We start from the raw sequence: 16129 nt of genomic DNA, 5'->3' as shown, positions 1-16129 counted from the left end.
TCGTCTATAGCGAAGCCGCGATGCTCGCCGCGCGATCCGAAGGCCGTGTGAAGCATGCGCGCCGCTTCGCTTCACACAGACTTCACAGAGCCGGGCACGGGTGTTTTCGACTTCAAGAAGCCTTCCAACTGCCTTCTCGTGTGGTGCCGACAGTTGCGGCTGTGCAAGTTCGCACGGACAAGGACCCCCGCCATGGATGCCCACATCACCACCCCACGTCCCGGCCGCTGGCTCTGGCTCGCCACCGTGAGCCTGGCGACCGCGGGCTTCATTGCCATGGGCGTGCGCCCGGCGCATGCGCAGGAAGCGCCTGCCGGTCCGCGCCTGAAGACCGAAAGCCCTTATTTCTTCGTGAAGAGCGACGATCCCTCGGTCGACCGCCTGCCGTTGAAGGGCACCGAGGTCGCGGTGAAGATCTCGGGCGTGATCGCCGACGTGACGGTCACGCAGACCTACCGCAACGAAGGCCAGCGTGCCATCGAAGCGAAGTACGTTTTCCCCGGCTCGACCAAGGCTGCCGTGAGCGGCCTCAACGTGCGCCTGGCCGACCGGCTCATCACCGCGCAGATCCGCGAGAAGCAGCAGGCGCAGATCGAGTACGACACCGCCAAGAAGGAAGGCAAGACCGCCGCGCTGCTCGAGCAGCACCTGCCCAATGTGTTCCAGATGAACGTCGCAAACATCCTGCCCGGCGACGACGTGAAGGTGAAGCTGCGCTACACCGAACTGCTGGTGCCGCAGTCGGGCAACTACCAGTTCGTGTTTCCGACCGTGGTTGGGCCGCGCTACAACTCGCCGCAGTCGGAGAACGCGCAGGCCAAGTGGGTCGCGCAGCCCACGCTGCCTGCTGGCGTGGCGCCGGCCACCAACTTCAAGCTCAAGGCCAGCATCGACACGCCGATGGGCATCAAGGAAATCCGCTCGGCCACGCACACCATCGACGTGAAGAAGAGCGACGAAGACCAGCACGCCGACATCGCGCTCAAGGCCGACGGCCGCCCCGCCGACAACCGCGACTTCGTACTCGACTACCGCCTGGCGGGCGAGAAGATCGAATCGGGCCTGATGCTCTACAAGGGCCAAGGCGAGAACGCGGAGAACTTCTTCCTCGCGATGGTCGAGCCGCCCAAGGCCGTGGCCGCCAGCGCCATCTCGCCGCGCGACTACATCTTCGTGGTGGACATCTCGGGCTCGATGCACGGCTTTCCGCTCGACACCGCGAAGACGGTGCTCGAACGCCTGATCGGTGGGCTGCGCCCCAGCGACACCTTCAACGTGCTGCTGTTCTCCGGCAGCAACAAGATGCTCTCGCCCAAGTCGGTGCCGGCCACGCGCGCCAACATCGAACAGGCGCTCGCCACCATCCAGAACTACAGCGGCAGCGGCAGCACCGAACTCATTCCTGCGCTCAAGCGCGCGTACGCCGAGCCCAAGGAAGAGAACGTATCGCGCAGCATCGTGGTGGTGACCGACGGCTACGTGACGGTCGAGCGCGAAGCCTTCGAGCTGGTGCGCAACAACCTCTCGAAGGCCAATGTGTTCGCTTTCGGGATCGGTTCGTCGGTCAACCGCAGCCTGATGGAAGGCATTGCACGCGCCGGCATGGGCGAGCCCTTCATCATCACCGACCCGGTGCAGGCGCCTGAGCAGGCCGCGCGGTTTCGTCGCATGGTCGAGTCGCCGGTGCTCACCAGCGTGAAGGCCGCTTTCGGCGGGCTCGATGTGTACGACGTGGAACCTCAAGCCCTGCCCGACGTGCTCGGCGAACGCCCGGTGATCGTGTTCGGCAAATGGCGTGGCGAAGCCAAGGGCCGCGTGATCATCGAAGGCCAGAGCGCCAGCGGCCCGTACCGCCAGGAAGTTCGCATCGACGATCGCACCCGCCAGGACACCGCCGCGCTTCGCACGCTGTGGGCACGCCACCGCATCCAGAGTCTGAGCGACCAGGAAACGCTGGAAGGCGGCACGGCCTTCAAGGAACGCATCACCGAGCTCGGCCTGAAGTACAGCCTGCTCACGCAGTACACGAGCTTCATCGCCGTCGACAAGGTGGTGCGCAACGTGGCGCCGCAAGACAGCGTGGGCGTGAACCAGCCGCTGCCGATGCCGCAGGGCGTGAGCAATCTCGCGCTGGGCGCCGAAGTGCCGAGCACGCCCGAACCCGAATCGCTGGGCGCCATCGCCGTCGTGCTGTCGATGCTCGCGATGCTGCGCCGCCGCGCACGCCGCAATGACGCGCGTCGTTTCACTGCCTGAACAAAAGCAAAAGAGAGAGAAGAAAAATGTCTTTGGCAACGCTCGCCCACCGCCACCCGCGCATCGTGGACTGGGGCATCCACATCGACCGCACGCCGGCCGCCGGCTGGCTGGGGCTGCAATTCATCGCGCTGATGCCGACCTGGGTCTGGATGGTGCAGCGCATGCGCGACGGCTCCGACGATCCGATGGGGCTGCTGGCGCTGCTCGCCCTCGCAGCGCTGACCTGGAGCCGCCGGCATGAACTGCGCGCCTCGCCGCGGCTGGGCTGGCTCGCGTTGGCAGGCGCCGGCACCGTGCTCGCGACGCTGCTGCGCACGGGGCTCGGCTTCATGCCCGCGCTGCCGCCGCTCGCGGCCGGGCTGGTGGCCGTGCTGGCGCTGGCTTGCGGGCTGCTGGCTTTTCTGCCGCGCCGTGTAGCGGCGTTTCCGGTGGCTGGCCTTGCTGTGCTCGCGCTGCCGCTGCTGTCGTCGCTGCAGTTCTATGCCGGCTATCCGCTGCGCGTGCTGACGGCCGAAGTCAGCCGCTGGCTGCTGACGCCGGGCTTCGACGTGGCGCGCGAGGGCACGAGCCTGATGATCGATGGCCGCTTGGTGATCGTCGATGCGCCCTGCTCGGGCGTGCAGATGGTGTGGCTCGGCTACTTCATGGCCTGCGCCGTCGCACTGTGGGCACGCCGCAGCGACCGCGCCTTCATGCGCCGCCTGCCGATGGTCGGCCTCTTCGTGCTGGCCGGGAACATCGTGCGCAACAGCGTGCTGATCGCCTTCGAAGGCGCTGGCCATCCGCTTGCGCCGTGGGCACACAACGCGCTGGGCCTGCTGGTGCTGGCCGTGGTGTGCGGCGCCATCGCCCGCCTCATGGTGCCGGCGCAGTCCGAACCCCAAGCTGCCGAACACCCCATTCCAGGCCTGATCACCACCCAAGGAAGCCGCCATGTCGACACCGTTCTTTGAACGTTGGTTTGCAAACCATTTCATCAACCGCATCGGCCACAAGACAGCCTTTGCGCTGGCGATGGTGCTGTGCGTGCTGTGGTCGGCAACCGCGGCCATGCGCGCACCAGCCGAGCCGGTTGCTGCCGTGATGTCGCACGAATGGCCTGGCGAGTGGGATGGCGTTCCGTTGCGCCCGCTGGCCCTGAGCGACGTGGAGCAGCGCTTTGCCGACCGCTTCCCCGGCGCCATCGGCCGCATGACCGATGGCACTCAGACCCTGGTGATGCGCGAGGTGGCGCAGCCCACGCGCATGCTGCACCCGGCGACCGATTGCTATCGCGCGTTGGGCTACCGCATCGAACAGGCGCGCCTGGAACGCGACGCGCAGGAGCGCATGTGGCGCTGTTTTGTTGCGCAACGGCACGGTGCGCAAAAAATCCGCGTTTGCGAGCGCATCGTCGATGCCCGGGGCACTGCTTTCACAGACACTTCAAGCTGGTACTGGGCAGCGGCCAGCGGCCAATCCCATGGGCCGTGGCAAGCTGTCACGGTGGCAAAACCGATCTGACGATCCGAGAACGTGCCTTGAAGAAGATCCTGCGATTCGTGCTCTATGGCCTGCTGGCCTTGGTCATTACGGCGTGTGTAGCTATCTTTTTGATAGTCAAGCTGGCGCTCGCGCCGGCTGCGGGTGAGTGGAGCACCACGGTGAAGACGGGCCCGCTGAATTTCGAGATCGGCATTCCGACCGCAGTGCGCGTGGCCACCTCGTCGTGGTTCGCGCCCTACCTCGACGGGCGCTCGCTCGACACCAGCTTCGGCACCGTGCGCTTCGCCTGGAAGCCGGCCGGCGAGCTGCTCGAGATGCAGTGCGCGCCTTGCAGTGCAGAGGTGCCGGCGCTCGGCACCCAGCCGATCCGGGTCGAGCGCCTGGTCGCCACCGTGAAGCGCGACGGCAACACGCTCAACGGCACCTTCGAGGCCACGCCCCAAGGCACAGACACCACCCGGCTGCAAGGCAACTGGGACGGCAGGCTCACGCCGAAGAACATTCATCTGAACGCCAGCGTGCAGGACGCACCCATCGCGCGCTGGTACGCGGTGCTGGTGCCCACCCTGCCCGAACTGCAGCGCGCACGCATCGGCGGCACGCTGGCGCTGCGCGGTCAGCTCGTGCTGCCAGAGGCCACCTTCGCCGTGCAACCTGTCATCAGCCAGTTCACCGTCGAGGGGCTGGGCACCGAGGCCATGCTCAACGCGCGCACCAGCTGCGGCCCTTCGGCCAAGCTCGCCAACGACAGCTGGCTGGCGCGCGCCGTCATCGCCGCCGAAGACCAGCGCTTCTTCACCCACAGCGGCTACGACCTGACCGAGATCCTTGCGTCGATCGACAACAACCAGAAGCCCGGCCAGATCCGGCGCGGCGGCAGCACGCTCACGCAGCAGCTGGCCAAGCTGCTGGTGACGGGCAGCGACCGCACGGCCGAGCGCAAGCTGCGCGAGCTGCTCTACGCGGTCGAGATGGAGCAGACGCTGGGCAAGGCCCGCATCCTGCAGCTGTACCTGGACAACGCGCCCTGGGGCGGCAACATCTGCGGCGCCGAGGCCGCGGCGCGCCGCTACTTCAAGCGCAGCGCACGCACGCTCGAACCGGCGCAGGCCGTGTGGCTCGCCGCCATGCTGCACAAGCCGCAGGCCGTGCTCGAGCAATGGCGGCGCGACGGCCACATCGACGCCGACCGCATCAAGTGGGTTGCCGAGGGCATCCGCGGGATCAGCCGGAACCAGCGCGAAGCGCTGCTCAAGGGCGTGGCCGCGGCGAAGTTCACGGCGCCGGAGGCCACGCCATGAACACCATGACACTGAACGTCACCGACATCGAAGCCATCGAGCGCGCCACCATCGCGGCCGTGTCGCCCGACCTGACCGAGGAGCTCGACGGCTGGCTGCTGCCCTTTGCCGGCGGCACCGTGAAGCGCGCCAGATCGGCCGTGCCGCTGCACCGCAGCGCGGTCGATCACTCAACGCTCGACCGCATCGAAGACCGCTACGACAGCCGCCAGGTCGTGCCCGCGCTGCGGCTGGCCGACGCGCCCTGCTTCGACGGGCTGCGCGCCGAGCTGGAGCGGCGGCACTACATCGGCGACAGCCCCACCTGCGTGCAGATCGGGTCGGTGCAGCGCATGCGGCAGGTGGTCGCGCCGGGCGACGCATTGGCCGATGTCGACCGCGCGCCCGACGACGCCTGGTCGGCGCTGTTCCTCGGCGAGGGCTTCGATCCGGTGGACGGCGCCCATCGCGTGCGGATGCTGTCGCGGGCCAAGGGCACGCTCTATGCCAGCGTGCGCGAAGGCGGCCGCACACTGGCGGCCGGCGCAATGGCGTTCGGCCACGGCTGGGCCAGCGTGCACGGCATGCGCACCGACCAGGCGCAACGCGGGCGCGGCCTTGCGGGGCGCGTGCTCGCCGGGCTGGCGCAGGCCGCATCGGCGCGCGGCTTCGAGCGGGTCTTTCTGCAGGTCGACGCACACAACCACCCGGCGCTGTCGCTCTACCGCCGGGCCGGCTTCGAGACGCATTGGAAGTACAACTACTGGCAGCGCCAGCAGTGGCCTTGACGGGGCGGGTGGCGCGGCAGGCGCGTTAGTGCCACCATGGACGCATGATGAATGCCAACCACCACGCCAACCACCCCACCGATCCCGTCGCCACGCCGCGCGGCATCGACCACATCGTGGCCGGTGTTTCCACCAGCGACGGCGACGGCGTGAAACTCACCCGCGTGCTGCAGCAGCCCCTGCAGAAGCGGCTAGACCCGTACCTGATGCTCGATGCCTTCGGCAGCGACAACCCGGGCGACTACATCGGCGGCTTTCCCAACCATCCGCACCGCGGCTTCGAGACCGTCACGTACATGATCGCGGGCCGCATGCGCCACCGCGACAGCGAGGGCCACGAAGGGCTGCTCGAGAACGGCGGCGTGCAGTGGATGACCGCCGGCCGCGGGCTCGTGCACAGCGAGCTGCCTGAGCAGGAAGAAGGCCTGATGGAAGGCTTTCAGCTGTGGCTCAACCTGCCTGCCAAAGACAAGATGCGCGAGCCCTGGTATCGCGACGTCCAGAGCGAAGAGATTCCCGAGTTCACCACCACCGGCGGCGCCCACGTGCGCGTGATTGCTGGCGCAAGCCACGGCATCGAGGGTGCGGTGCGGCGCGAGCACACCGAGCCCCTGTACCTCGACATCACGCTGCCGCCGGGCGCCGAGTTCGCGCAGCCGCTGCCGGATGATCACAACGCGTTGGTCTACGTCTTCCGCGAATCGCTGTGGATCGCGGGCAGCGAAATTCCGACGCGGCGCATGGCGATCCTGGCCAACGACGCGGGCAGCGACGGCGTGGTGCTGCGCGCCGGCGCAACCAACCACAGCCCGGCGCGCGCGTTGCTCATCGCCGGCAAGCCGCTGCACGAACCCATCGTGCAATACGGGCCCTTCGTGATGAACACGCAGGAGCAGGTGAAGCAGGCGGTGCACGATTTCCAGAACGGCAAGCTGGGCTGAGCCTGTTCACCCCCGAAGCGACTGTGGCCGGCCAATCGAGGCAATAAGTCACGCCATGCGTTGTGCCCACGGTCGCGGTTCATCATTCTTTACGCAAGCTCACGCACGGCTAACTGGCGCGACACAGAGCTCTTCCACACTTCGTCTCACCTGCTGCCCATCGGTGGCGGGCTTCTTCGAAAGGAAGCAACTCTCATGATTTCTCTTCGCCAACGCATCGTCTGGGCCAGCCTGCTGGGTTCGGCCGCCCTCGCCTCTTCGGGCGCCTTCGCTCAAGCGCCGGCCGCTGCTCCCTCCGCACCCGCCGCCGCGGTGGCCCAGGCCGACAGCGCCGCCGCGCCCAAGGCGCAGCACAAGCGCATGGACCCCGCCAAGCGCATGGAGCGCATGCAGGAGCACCGCGCCAAGCGTCTTGCCGCCCTGAAGGAAAAGCTCAAGCTCACTTCGGCACAGGAAGGCGCGTGGAGTTCCTTCACCACCGCGACGCAGCCGCCCGCCGGTCCGCGCCCGCACATGGACCGCGCCGAGTTCGCCAAGCTGACCACGCCGGAGCGCCTGGAACGCATGCAGACCCGCCAGGCCGAGCGCAGCGCGATGTTCGCCAAGCGTGCCGACGCCACGAAGACCTTCTATGCCGCGCTGACGCCCGAGCAGCAGAAGACCTTCGACGCCGAGACCGCGCACTTCGGAGGCCCCCGTGGCCACGATGGCCATCGCGGTCATGACGGCCACCGCGGTGCGCCGGCACCCGCCAAGGGCTGACCCCCGCCCGCGACGCGCCGGTGACGGCGCTGTCGAAGAAAAAGCCCGCAACGCTTTCGCGCTGCGGGCTTTTTTCATTGACGGGCGGCCTTGCCGACTAATCCGGCGTGCCGGTGCCGGCCTTGTCCGTCGGGTTGGTCACCACGTTCGGGCGCTCGCCCTTCTGGCCGAACTGCGGCTTGACCTTGCGCCCTGTCTGGCTGACTTCAGCGCGCGACATCTCGCCGGTCGGCTGCGGCATGGCGTTCGGCTGGTGGTTGATCATGGTCGTTGCCTCGCCCTTGGGCACCATCGTGGTGGCGTTGCTGCGGTTCTGCGCGCGGGCCTCGGCCTTCACCGCTTCGCGCGATGCGGGCATCGAGTTGTCGGGGCGCTGCGGCGGGTTGGCAACGCCGGCCGGCGTCATGGTGCTGGCCTCGCCGCCCGCCGAGGGATCGGGCTGGGCGGGAATGGACGTGGTCTGGGCCAGGGCGATGCCTGCCGTACCCAGCAGCGCGGCGAGAACCGTGGCGCGAAAAGTGACTTGCTTCATGGCTTGCTCCTTGTGGCTTGTATCGGTATCGGTGGATGAAAACGCGGGCTGCTTTTCTCGAGCCCTGAATTCACCGTAGGAGCGGTGAAATCCCCGTCGTGGGGGGGTGCGGCAGGCCTGCCTGTAGGAGCCGGCCGCCATGGGGAGCCCGCCGCCACGCAGCGAAAGGGGCGAATGGGTCCGAAGAAGGTGGCGCGTTCCTACAGTCAGCGCGCGCGGGGCCACGTACAACCCGCACAACGATGTCTTCTTCGCCCATTCCCGACGCCGCGGCGGCCACGCCGGTCTTGCCGACCTCGCTCAAGGTCATGACGGTGAATACCCACAAGGGCTTCACCGCGCTCAATCGCAAATTCATCCTGCCCGAGTTGCGCGATGCCGTGCGCACCGTGGGGGCCGACGTCGTGTTCCTGCAGGAGGTGCTGGGCACCCACTCGCGCCATTCGCGCAGGGTGAACAACTGGCCGGAGGCGCCGCACTACGAATTTCTGGCCGACACCATGTGGCCGCAGTTCGCCTACGGGCGCAACGCGGTGTACCCGAAAGGCCACCACGGCAACGCGGTGCTCTCGAAATTTCCGATCGTGCATTTCCGCAATCACGACGTGTCGGTGAGCGGCCCAGAGAAGCGCGGCCTGCTGCACTGCGTGCTGCGGCTGCCGGGCCGCGTCGTCGACGTGCATGTGATCTGCGCGCACCTCGGGCTGGCCGAGGCGCACCGGGAGCAGCAACTGGAACTGCTGTGCCACATCGTGCGCGACGAGGTGCCGTCCGATGCGCCGTTGATCGTGGCGGGCGACTTCAACGACTGGCGCGGCCGCGCGCACGACATCCTGGAAAAAGGCGCCGCGTTGCGCGAGGTGTTCGTGCACGCCCACGGCCGCGCGGCCAGGACCTTTCCGGCGCGTTTCCCGGTGCTGCAGCTGGACCGCATCTACGTGCGCAATGCCGGCGTGCACGCGCCCGTGGTGCTGCCGCGCCGGCCATGGTCGCACCTGTCGGACCACGCCCCGCTGGTGGCGGACATCGACCTGTGAGCGGGCAAGCCATGAGCAACAACAACAACAACCACTGGATCGGCGGCAACCGCATCGAGCTGCTGGAGAACGGCGAGGAGTTCTTTCCGCGCGTGTTCGACGCCATCCGGCAGGCGCAGCGCGAGGTGATCATCGAGACCTTCATCCTGTTCGAGGACAAGGTGGGCATGCAGCTGCATGCCGCCATGCGCGAAGCGGCGCAGCGCGGCGTGAAGATAGATGTGCTGATCGACGGCTTCGGCTCGCCCGATCTCTCGCGGGAGTTCATCGAGGGCCTGAGTTCGGCCGGCGTGAAGGTGCGGGTGTTCGACCCGGGGCAGCGCTTCATGGGCCAGCGGCTCAACGTGTTTCGCCGCATGCACCGCAAGATCGTGGTGATCGACGGCGAGCGCGCCTTCGTCGGCGGCATCAACTATTCGGCGGACCACCTGCTCGACTTCGGCCCCAAGGCCAAGCAGGACTATGCGGTGGAGCTCGCGGGGCCGATCGTGGCGGAGATCCATCAGTTCGTGCTGCGCGCCATCGCGCTCGGCGGCAAGGGCGCGGGCTGGTTCCGCCGCCGGCTGAAGCAGGCGCCTCGCGCCGGGCAAGTGCACGCCGGCGAGGCCGAAGCCATGTTCGTCACACGCGACAACCGGCGCCACACCAACGACATCGAGCGCCACTATCGCGCCGCGATCCGGACGGCGCGCGAGCGCATCGTGATCGCCAATGCGTATTTCTTTCCGGGCTACCGCTTCATCAAGGAGCTGCGGCGCGCGGCGCGGCGCGGCGTGGACGTGCGGCTCATCCTGCAGGGCGAGCCCGACATGCCGATCGTGAAGACCGCCGCGAGCATGCTGTACCACCACCTGCTGCACGCCGGCGTGCGCATCTACGAATACTGCGACCGCCCGCTGCACGGCAAGGTCGCGCTGATGGACGACAAGTGGAGCACCGTGGGTTCGAGCAACCTCGACCCGCTGAGCCTGTCGCTCAACCTGGAAGCCAACGTGATCGTGCGCGACGAAGCCTTCAACAAGGTGCTGTGGGAGCGCATGGACCAGCTGATGCAGCACAGCTGCAAGCAGGTGGAGGCGGCCGACCTCGCCAGCGAATGGAGCGGCTGGCGGCTGGTGCGCAGCTTCTTCGTCTTCCACATCCTGCGCTGGTATCCGGCCCTGCTGGGCCGCCTGCCGCGCCACGTGCCGCGCCTGACGCCGGCCGAGGCCACCGACCTTGCGAGCCGGCGCGACACCGGGCGCAGCAATCCGGCCGGCGGTGCTACGCAGACGGAAACCGCCTGAGCGGAAAGGCCGTATCGCAATGAGCACGATGGCACTCTCCCGCCACAGCTGGTGGCCCTGGGCCCGTCGCGCGGCGATGTGGGGCTTCTTCGCGCTGATCGCCTGGCTGCTCGTGCGGCAGGCGCGCACCATCGATTGGGAAGAGGTGCTCGACGCCATTCGCGCGCTGCCTCTCATCTTCCTGCTCGCAGCCGGTGCGCTGGCGGCCTGCAGCTTTGCGCTCTACAGCACGTACGACCTGCTGGGCCGGCACCTGACGCGGCACCGGCTCGGCACGGGCACGGTGATGGGCGTGACCTTCATCAGCTACGCCTTCAACCTCAACCTCGGTTCGCTGGTGGGCGGCGTGGCGTTCCGCTACCGGCTCTATTCGCGCCTGGGGCTTGCGAACGACACCATCACGCGCGTGCTCGGCTTCAGCATGCTGACCAACTGGCTCGGCTACCTCGTGGTGGCCGGCACGGCCTTCTGCTTCTGGCCGATGACGCTGCCGCCCAACTGGAAGATCGATGGCGGGGGCCTGCGCATCCTCGGCGCGGTGCTGCTGATGGCGGCGCTGGCCTACCTGGTGCTGTGCGCCACGGCACAGGGACGCACCTGGCGCGTGCGCGGCCATGCGTTCAAGGTGCCGGGGCTGCCGATGGCGCTGCTGCAACTGGCCATGTCGTGCACCAACTGGTCGCTGATGGGCGGCGTGATCTGGTTCCTGCTGCAGGGGCAGGTCGGCTACGCGCAGGTGCTCGCGGTGCTGCTGGTGGCGGCGGTGGCAGGCGTCATCACGCATGTGCCGGCGGGGCTCGGCGTGCTCGAGGCGGTGTTCGTGGCGCTGCTCGCGCACGAGGTGCCGCAAGCGAAGCTGCTCGGCGCGCTGCTGGCCTATCGCGGCCTGTATTACCTGCTGCCGCTGGTGGTGGCCACGCTGGGCTATCTGGTCACCGAAGCGAGGGCCAGGCGGCTGCGCGTGCCGGCGAGGCCGGGGCGCTAGAAGTGGTAGGTGTAGCGCAGCTTGGCGAAGTTCTCGCCCGGGTTCGGCTTCTTGATGCCGCCGTTCGAGAAGTGCTGCAGGCGCAGCGACAGCTCGTGCTCGCCGTGTTCGCCAAAGCTGCGTCCAACGCCCAGCACCTCGGTGAACTGGAAGGCGGTGCTGAAGCTGCGGTCGGGCGTCTTGTAGACGTGGTCCATCACGCTGCCGCCGACGCCGCCTTCGGCAAACCAGGGCGAGCTGCCGTGGTCGAAGCGATAGCGCCAGGTGTAGATCGCGCCGATCTGCGCGTAGTCGTGCGGGCCGTTGCCCAGCGCGGGCGCGTGCCAGTTGCTCAGGAACACGTCCCAGTAGGTTGTGAGGGCACCTTCCTGAACCGGCTGGCGCAGCGACCACGGGAAGGTCATGCCCACCGTGGCCGAGTTGGTACTGCCCATTTCTCCGTGCGGTGCGCGGCCCCCTTCGAAATAAATACCGCGTGCGCTGTCTTCGAACGCATGGGCCGCCGTGCCCAGCAGGCCGAAAAGGCCCGCGAACACGGCGGCCCGAAGGGGCGTGGAAGCGTGGAATCTCATGATGCGACTTCTGAATGCATGAAGTGGAAATAAGTCGGCATCATTAATTTCCGTCGCATCCGGCATTCGCACAGCACGTAATTTCCACATCGGAAAGTAGGACTTGATCAACAAAAATGCAGAGTCAGATTTGTTGCGCTGCAGCATTTGCAGCCAGCGAAGCCTATAGTGGTCCGACCTCCTACAACCGCCTTCGAGCGCACCGCCTCACATGTCGTCTCTTACCTCCGCCGCCCGTCTGGCCAATCCGCTCATGCAGTGGCTCGACCTGGCGCTCAAGACCAACGAGATGCTGCTGTCCTCCGGCTCGGTGATCCGCATCCGGACCGAGCGCATCGCCAAGGCCGGGCTCGCGCCCAGTGCGGCCGACCTGGCGGAATTCCAGCTCATGGGCGACGAGAAGCTCGCGGCCGCGAGCGAATCGGGCATTGCGATGGTGAAGCAGTGGCACCGCAGCCATTTCTCGCTCGCCAACCGCGTGCTGCAGCAATGGGTTCAGAGCACGACGGCTTTCTTCTCGCTGGCGGGAAGCGTCACGCCGGCCCAGGCGGCAGCGCATGGCGACGCATTCGTGCAGTCGGCAGCCGGCACGGTCAACGCAGCGAGCCAGTTCCCAGGCATTGCGGTACGCATAGCGCGCGAAGGCCTCAAGCCGATTCACGCAGCAGCCACCTCCAACGCCCGCCGGCTGGCCGAACTGGAATCCTGATCGAGCAGGCCGCTCAGGGCTTTGCCGGTACCAGCGTCAGCAGGGTGATTTCAGAAGGCGCGCCAAAGCGCTTCGGCGGGCCCCAGTAGCCGGTGCCCCGGCTCACGTACACCCACATGTCGTGCAGTCGGTGCAGGCCCGCCGTAAAGGGCTGCTGCATCGGCACGAACAGGTTCCACGGAAAGAACTGGCCGCCGTGCGTGTGGCCCGACAGCTGCAGCTGGTAGCCGGCAGCTGCAGCCAACACCGCGCTGCGCGGCTGGTGCGCGAGCAGCACGCGCGTGTGCACCAGCGGCGGTGCGTCATGCAGCGCCAGGTGTGGATCGCTGGCATGCGCGGCGTCGAAATGCCCGGCGGTGAAGTCGGTCACGCCGGCCAGCACCAGCGCGCTTTCGAACAGTTCTTCGTCGGTCTGCGCGCCGCGCACGTTGCGCGTCTGCAGCACCACGTGTTCATTGAGCAGCACCTTCAGGCCCAGCCGGCGCAGCTCGTCGATCCAGGCATGCGCGCCCGCGTAGTACTCGTGGTTGCCCGTGACCACAAAGGTGCCGTGGCGCGCGCGCAGCCCGGCCAGCGGCGCGATGTGCTCGCGCAGTTCCGGCACCGTGCCGTCGACCAGGTCGCCGGTGATCGCGATGGCGTCGGCGCCGAGGCGGTTCACCGCGTCGACGATGCGCTGGATGTAGGCGCTGCGGATCGTCGGCCCCACGTGGATGTCGCTGAGCTGCGCGATGGTGAAGCCTTCGAGCGCCTGCGGCAGGCCCTGGATGGGCACGTCCACCCGCTTCACGCTGGCCGTTCGGCGCGCATTGAGAAAACCGATTACCGACGTGGCCGTGGCCATCGCCAGCACCGCCAGCGCGCTCCATGGCCGCAGGGCGTTCCATTGCACCTGCACGCCGCCCAGTGCGCTCGCCAGCCAGGTCAGCAGCAGGCCCGCATCGCGCACCAGCGTCAGCACGAACATCGACGAGAACCAGCCCATGCTGATCAGGCCGACCCACTTGAGTACCTCGCCCGCCGATGCGTCGCGCCCGATGCGGCGCGATGCGAAAGGCAGCGGAATCGTCACCGCCGACACCACCAGCGCGAGCAGCGCCAACGGCCATGCGGGCGTGAGCATGGCCAGCGCGGGCAGCAGGCGCAGCGCTATATAGACATGCAACAGCGCGGTCAGGGCGCTCAGGGGACGGATCGGCATCGGGGCAATGGGTTCGGGCACTGCCCGGGATACACCACCTGCAAGGCGCATGCCGCGCATTCAAGATACCGGGAGGCGCCGCAATCGCTATTTTTTCTATAGCGCAAGGCGCCCGGATAGCAGGCATTGTGGCCCGGTGGCGTTAACAAAGCGGGTGCCGGCCGGATGCGGTGCCGGCGCCCACTTTCGTCGCGCTACTGCACCGTGCGCGTGCTGGCCGAAGCCATGTCGGTGCCCGCCGGCCAGACGAAGGTCGCCTTGGTCGGCGCGCCCTGCAGCACGTGCAGCGGCTGCTTCAGCACCTGGCTGCCGAGTCGCGCCTCGACCTCGTAGTTGCCCGGGTCCAGCCGCGCCACCATGAACGGGCCGCCCGACACCACGTTGTCGAGCAGCGCGACACCGCTGCTGTCGCGCACCGTCACGTGCACATTGGCCGCGAAGTCGGCGCCTTTGCTTTCCTTGACAGCGAACTCGAAGGTGGCGGGCCAGCGCGGCGACACTGTCTCCATCAACTGGGCCTCGTCGCTCCCGATGCCGCCGCTCATGTACTCGACGCCGTGCGCCATGTAGATCGGCGGGTTCACCGCCGCTTGCGCAGACGAAAGCGCGCCGAGCAGAACGGCGCCGCAGAACACCGCGGCCGCCAGCGGCCGCATCGTGCGCGATGATGGAAAACGGGGGGTCATGGTCTGGATCCTTTCCTGGTCGTCGTGGCGAGAAGCCACGGTGCCACTGTGCGGCGCGTGGCTTAGGAAAGGCTGACCGGCCCGCCAGGCCGGGTAGCGGAGCGGCCGACCGCTCAGCGGGCGGCGGAAGTTTGCGCGAGGGCCTGCGTCTGCGGCAGCGCCGGCGTCACCGAAGCCATGTCGAAATTCGACGGCCAGACGAACGACGTGCGCGCCGGCATGCCGGCAATCACCACCAGCGACTGCGTCAGCGTGAGACCGCCGAGCGTCACGTTCACGTCGTAGGCGCCCGGATTGAGGCGCGCCAGCATGTAGGGGCCTTGCGACTGCACGTCCATCACGACCTGGCCCGTGTATTTCTGGCGCACCTCGATCAGGGCCTTGGCCGGAAAGCCAGCCACCTGCGCGCCCTTGCCGTCGCTCACGCCGAATTCGATGGTCGCGGCCCAGCGCGGCGACACCATTTCCATGAATGCGGCTTCATCCCTAGCGGCGCCACCGCACATGTATTCGATGCCCTGCGCCACCTGGATGGGCGGGTTCGAGAACGCATGGGCCGAAGTCACGGCCCCGAGGAATGCTGCTGTACCGCCCAATACCAGCGCGGCCAGGGGCCGGCGGAGACGCGTAGGGTTCATTGCTGTGTGGTCCTCGATCTTGCGTGACGTGAAATCCGTCGAGGATTTTGCTTAGCAAGAGTCGGGCTAGATATAGCGTTTACGAGGAACGATCTTCGGATTGGAACTGAATGCTATTGTTTTCATAGCTGATGACGGCCGTGTGACGCGCGTGCGGGCTACTTTTATTAACAGACCTCACGGAAACCCTGATCTGCTGTATTTGAGGCGTTTTGGCGCGGAATTTCGCGTGCGTGCAACGGCGGACGCCTATCGCGGTGCATGGTGGCGTGCAGCGGAGATACTGCGGCTCCATGAGCACCGGCGACGACGAGCGACGAGATCCGATGCGGGAACGCCGGGAGGCGATGACCGCCTGGGAGCAAGGCCTGCGACCCAAGCCGGAGCGCCATTGGGCGTTGTGGCTGGCATTGGCGGTGCTGACGGTGTTTTTGTTCTATCTGGCAGCCGAGTGGCTGCTGACGCAGCGCGCTGTGCAGCGGCCCGATCGCTCGATGGCGACGCCCTCGCCCGCTGCACCACCCTCGGCAGCGATTGCGCCCTCCGCGCCTGCGCCTTCGACCTCGCCGGGCGCGGCCACATCCGACACCTTCGAAGTGACGAAGTGCCTCGCGCCGTCAGGCAAGGCCGCCTATTCCGACGGTCCGTGCCCCGAGGGCTCGCGCGCCACCACAGTCCGCCTGCGGCGCGACGTGAACATCGCGGATGGCATGAGCCCGGAAGAGCGCGAGGCGTCGATCCGGAACAACGCAGTCATTGCCGCGCAACAGCAGCAGTACGAGCGGCAAGTGGCGCAGAACGTCGATCGCGGAATGGCCGAATGCAGCGGCCTTGCCGAGCACATCAAGTGGCTCGATGCGATCGGACGGCAATCGCAAGGCATGTACTCACACGATTGGCTTCGCGAAGAGCGGCGGCGCACGCGGGACCGGCAGTTCAGGCTGGGGTGTCCTCAGTTGCGCTGAGGT

General features: G+C 67.4%; 17 protein-coding genes. 12 read left to right on the top strand and 5 right to left on the bottom strand.

The window, feature by feature from the left end; translation table 11 throughout:
• The first annotated feature begins 192 nt into the window (after positions 1-192).
• The 7 genes from BLW48_RS11170 to BLW48_RS11140 all read left to right on the top strand — a co-directional run bounded on the left by BLW48_RS11170 (position 193) and on the right by BLW48_RS11140 (position 7515).
• Positions 193-2256: a VIT and vWA domain-containing protein gene (locus BLW48_RS11170; protein WP_093174664.1), complete on the top strand. Its 2064-nt coding sequence runs from the start codon at positions 193-195 to the stop codon at positions 2254-2256.
• A gap of 26 nt (positions 2257-2282) precedes the next feature.
• Positions 2283-3212: an exosortase Q gene (gene xrtQ / locus BLW48_RS11165; protein WP_093174662.1), complete on the top strand. Its 930-nt coding sequence runs from the start codon at positions 2283-2285 to the stop codon at positions 3210-3212.
• Entirely contained in the window at positions 3193-3762 is a 570-nt protein-coding gene (locus tag BLW48_RS11160) for a hypothetical protein (protein ID WP_093174660.1), read from the top strand. Before xrtQ ends, BLW48_RS11160 begins: the two co-directional genes overlap by 20 nt.
• A 17-nt stretch (positions 3763-3779) precedes the next feature.
• Positions 3780-5045, top strand: coding sequence for a biosynthetic peptidoglycan transglycosylase (locus BLW48_RS11155; RefSeq protein WP_093174658.1), 1266 nt, complete (start codon positions 3780-3782; stop codon positions 5043-5045).
• Positions 5042-5812 carry a GNAT family N-acetyltransferase gene (locus tag BLW48_RS11150; RefSeq protein WP_093174656.1) on the top strand — a complete coding sequence of 257 codons (771 nt, stop codon included), beginning with the start codon at positions 5042-5044 and terminating at the stop codon, positions 5810-5812. The genes BLW48_RS11155 and BLW48_RS11150 overlap by 4 nt, the downstream gene beginning before the upstream one ends.
• 44 nt (positions 5813-5856) lie before the next feature.
• Complete coding sequence (locus BLW48_RS11145; RefSeq protein WP_093057137.1) at positions 5857-6753, top strand: pirin family protein; 897 nt, start codon at positions 5857-5859, stop codon at positions 6751-6753.
• A gap of 195 nt (positions 6754-6948) precedes the next feature.
• Entirely contained in the window at positions 6949-7515 is a 567-nt protein-coding gene (locus tag BLW48_RS11140) for a Spy/CpxP family protein refolding chaperone (protein WP_093057138.1), read from the top strand.
• A gap of 97 nt (positions 7516-7612) precedes the next feature.
• On the opposite strand, the gene BLW48_RS11135 is transcribed toward BLW48_RS11140, so the two are convergent.
• Entirely contained in the window at positions 7613-8047 is a 435-nt protein-coding gene (locus tag BLW48_RS11135) for a serine/threonine protein kinase (protein WP_093057139.1), read from the bottom strand.
• 242 nt (positions 8048-8289) lie between these two features.
• On the opposite strand from BLW48_RS11135, the gene BLW48_RS11130 reads away from it, so the two are divergent.
• The 3 genes from BLW48_RS11130 to BLW48_RS11120 are packed head-to-tail and all read left to right on the top strand — an operon-like array spanning position 8290 to position 11355.
• Positions 8290-9084, top strand: coding sequence for an endonuclease/exonuclease/phosphatase family protein (locus BLW48_RS11130; RefSeq protein ID WP_093057140.1), 795 nt, complete (start codon positions 8290-8292; stop codon positions 9082-9084).
• Between the two features lie 11 nt (positions 9085-9095).
• Positions 9096-10370: a cardiolipin synthase ClsB gene (gene clsB, locus BLW48_RS11125; RefSeq protein WP_093174654.1), complete on the top strand. Its 1275-nt coding sequence runs from the start codon at positions 9096-9098 to the stop codon at positions 10368-10370.
• A 19-nt stretch (positions 10371-10389) separates the two neighbouring features.
• Positions 10390-11355, top strand: coding sequence for a lysylphosphatidylglycerol synthase domain-containing protein (locus BLW48_RS11120; protein ID WP_177142319.1), 966 nt, complete (start codon positions 10390-10392; stop codon positions 11353-11355).
• Here the strand turns inward: BLW48_RS11120 and BLW48_RS11115 are convergent.
• A complete protein-coding gene (locus BLW48_RS11115; protein ID WP_093174652.1) occupies positions 11352-11927 on the bottom strand; it encodes an acyloxyacyl hydrolase in 576 nt (191 codons plus the stop codon). The genes BLW48_RS11120 and BLW48_RS11115 overlap by 4 nt on opposite strands.
• Before the next feature lie 211 nt (positions 11928-12138).
• Here BLW48_RS11115 and BLW48_RS11110 point away from each other — a divergent pair, with 211 nt between their 5' ends.
• Complete coding sequence (locus BLW48_RS11110; protein WP_093057143.1) at positions 12139-12636, top strand: polyhydroxyalkanoate granule-associated phasin; 498 nt, start codon at positions 12139-12141, stop codon at positions 12634-12636.
• A gap of 13 nt (positions 12637-12649) precedes the next feature.
• Here BLW48_RS11110 and BLW48_RS11105 read toward each other — a convergent pair whose 3' ends face one another.
• From BLW48_RS11105 to BLW48_RS11095, 3 genes are all read right to left on the bottom strand, one after another.
• A complete protein-coding gene (locus BLW48_RS11105) occupies positions 12650-13897 on the bottom strand; it encodes a metallophosphoesterase (protein WP_093174650.1) in 1248 nt (415 codons plus the stop codon).
• A 134-nt stretch (positions 13898-14031) separates the two neighbouring features.
• The gene (locus BLW48_RS11100) at positions 14032-14523 is read right to left on the bottom strand and encodes a hypothetical protein (protein ID WP_093174648.1); all 492 of its coding nucleotides are present in this window, start codon (positions 14521-14523) and stop codon (positions 14032-14034) included.
• Positions 14524-14636: 113 nt separating this feature from the next.
• On the bottom strand, positions 14637-15161 hold the full coding sequence (locus BLW48_RS11095; RefSeq protein WP_093057146.1) for a hypothetical protein: 525 nt from the start codon (positions 15159-15161) through the stop codon (positions 14637-14639).
• A gap of 293 nt (positions 15162-15454) precedes the next feature.
• Here BLW48_RS11095 and BLW48_RS11090 point away from each other — a divergent pair, with 293 nt between their 5' ends.
• On the top strand, positions 15455-16126 hold the full coding sequence (locus BLW48_RS11090) for a hypothetical protein (RefSeq protein ID WP_143042609.1): 672 nt from the start codon (positions 15455-15457) through the stop codon (positions 16124-16126).
• Positions 16127-16129: the final 3 nt, after the last annotated feature.

Origin of the sequence: Variovorax sp. YR266 (genome assembly GCF_900107295.1) — a bacterium.
GTDB lineage: Bacteria > Pseudomonadota > Gammaproteobacteria > Burkholderiales > Burkholderiaceae_C > Variovorax.
This window is presented reverse-complemented; position numbering and strand designations above follow the sequence as displayed.

Bases quoted from the DNA above. Each gene is read 5' to 3' on its own strand.
- BLW48_RS11115 (WP_093174652.1), bottom strand. From the start codon at position 11,927: ATGAGATTCCACGCTTCCACGCCCCTTCGGGCCGCCGTGTTCGCGGGC.
- BLW48_RS11130 (WP_093057140.1), top strand. From the start codon at position 8,290: ATGTCTTCTTCGCCCATTCCCGACGCCGCGGCGGCCACGCCGGTCTTG.
- BLW48_RS11100 (WP_093174648.1), bottom strand. From the start codon at position 14,523: ATGACCCCCCGTTTTCCATCATCGCGCACGATGCGGCCGCTGGCGGCC.
- BLW48_RS11145 (WP_093057137.1), top strand. From the start codon at position 5,857: ATGATGAATGCCAACCACCACGCCAACCACCCCACCGATCCCGTCGCC.
- BLW48_RS11135 (WP_093057139.1), bottom strand. From the start codon at position 8,047: ATGAAGCAAGTCACTTTTCGCGCCACGGTTCTCGCCGCGCTGCTGGGT.
- xrtQ (WP_093174662.1), top strand. From the start codon at position 2,283: ATGTCTTTGGCAACGCTCGCCCACCGCCACCCGCGCATCGTGGACTGG.
- BLW48_RS11095 (WP_093057146.1), bottom strand. From the start codon at position 15,161: ATGAACCCTACGCGTCTCCGCCGGCCCCTGGCCGCGCTGGTATTGGGC.
- BLW48_RS11150 (WP_093174656.1), top strand. From the start codon at position 5,042: ATGAACACCATGACACTGAACGTCACCGACATCGAAGCCATCGAGCGC.
- BLW48_RS11140 (WP_093057138.1), top strand. From the start codon at position 6,949: ATGATTTCTCTTCGCCAACGCATCGTCTGGGCCAGCCTGCTGGGTTCG.
- BLW48_RS11105 (WP_093174650.1), bottom strand. From the start codon at position 13,897: ATGCGCGGCATGCGCCTTGCAGGTGGTGTATCCCGGGCAGTGCCCGAA.
- BLW48_RS11090 (WP_143042609.1), top strand. From the start codon at position 15,455: ATGAGCACCGGCGACGACGAGCGACGAGATCCGATGCGGGAACGCCGG.
- BLW48_RS11120 (WP_177142319.1), top strand. From the start codon at position 10,390: ATGAGCACGATGGCACTCTCCCGCCACAGCTGGTGGCCCTGGGCCCGT.
- BLW48_RS11170 (WP_093174664.1), top strand. From the start codon at position 193: ATGGATGCCCACATCACCACCCCACGTCCCGGCCGCTGGCTCTGGCTC.
- BLW48_RS11110 (WP_093057143.1), top strand. From the start codon at position 12,139: ATGTCGTCTCTTACCTCCGCCGCCCGTCTGGCCAATCCGCTCATGCAG.
- BLW48_RS11160 (WP_093174660.1), top strand. From the start codon at position 3,193: ATGTCGACACCGTTCTTTGAACGTTGGTTTGCAAACCATTTCATCAAC.
- clsB (WP_093174654.1), top strand. From the start codon at position 9,096: ATGAGCAACAACAACAACAACCACTGGATCGGCGGCAACCGCATCGAG.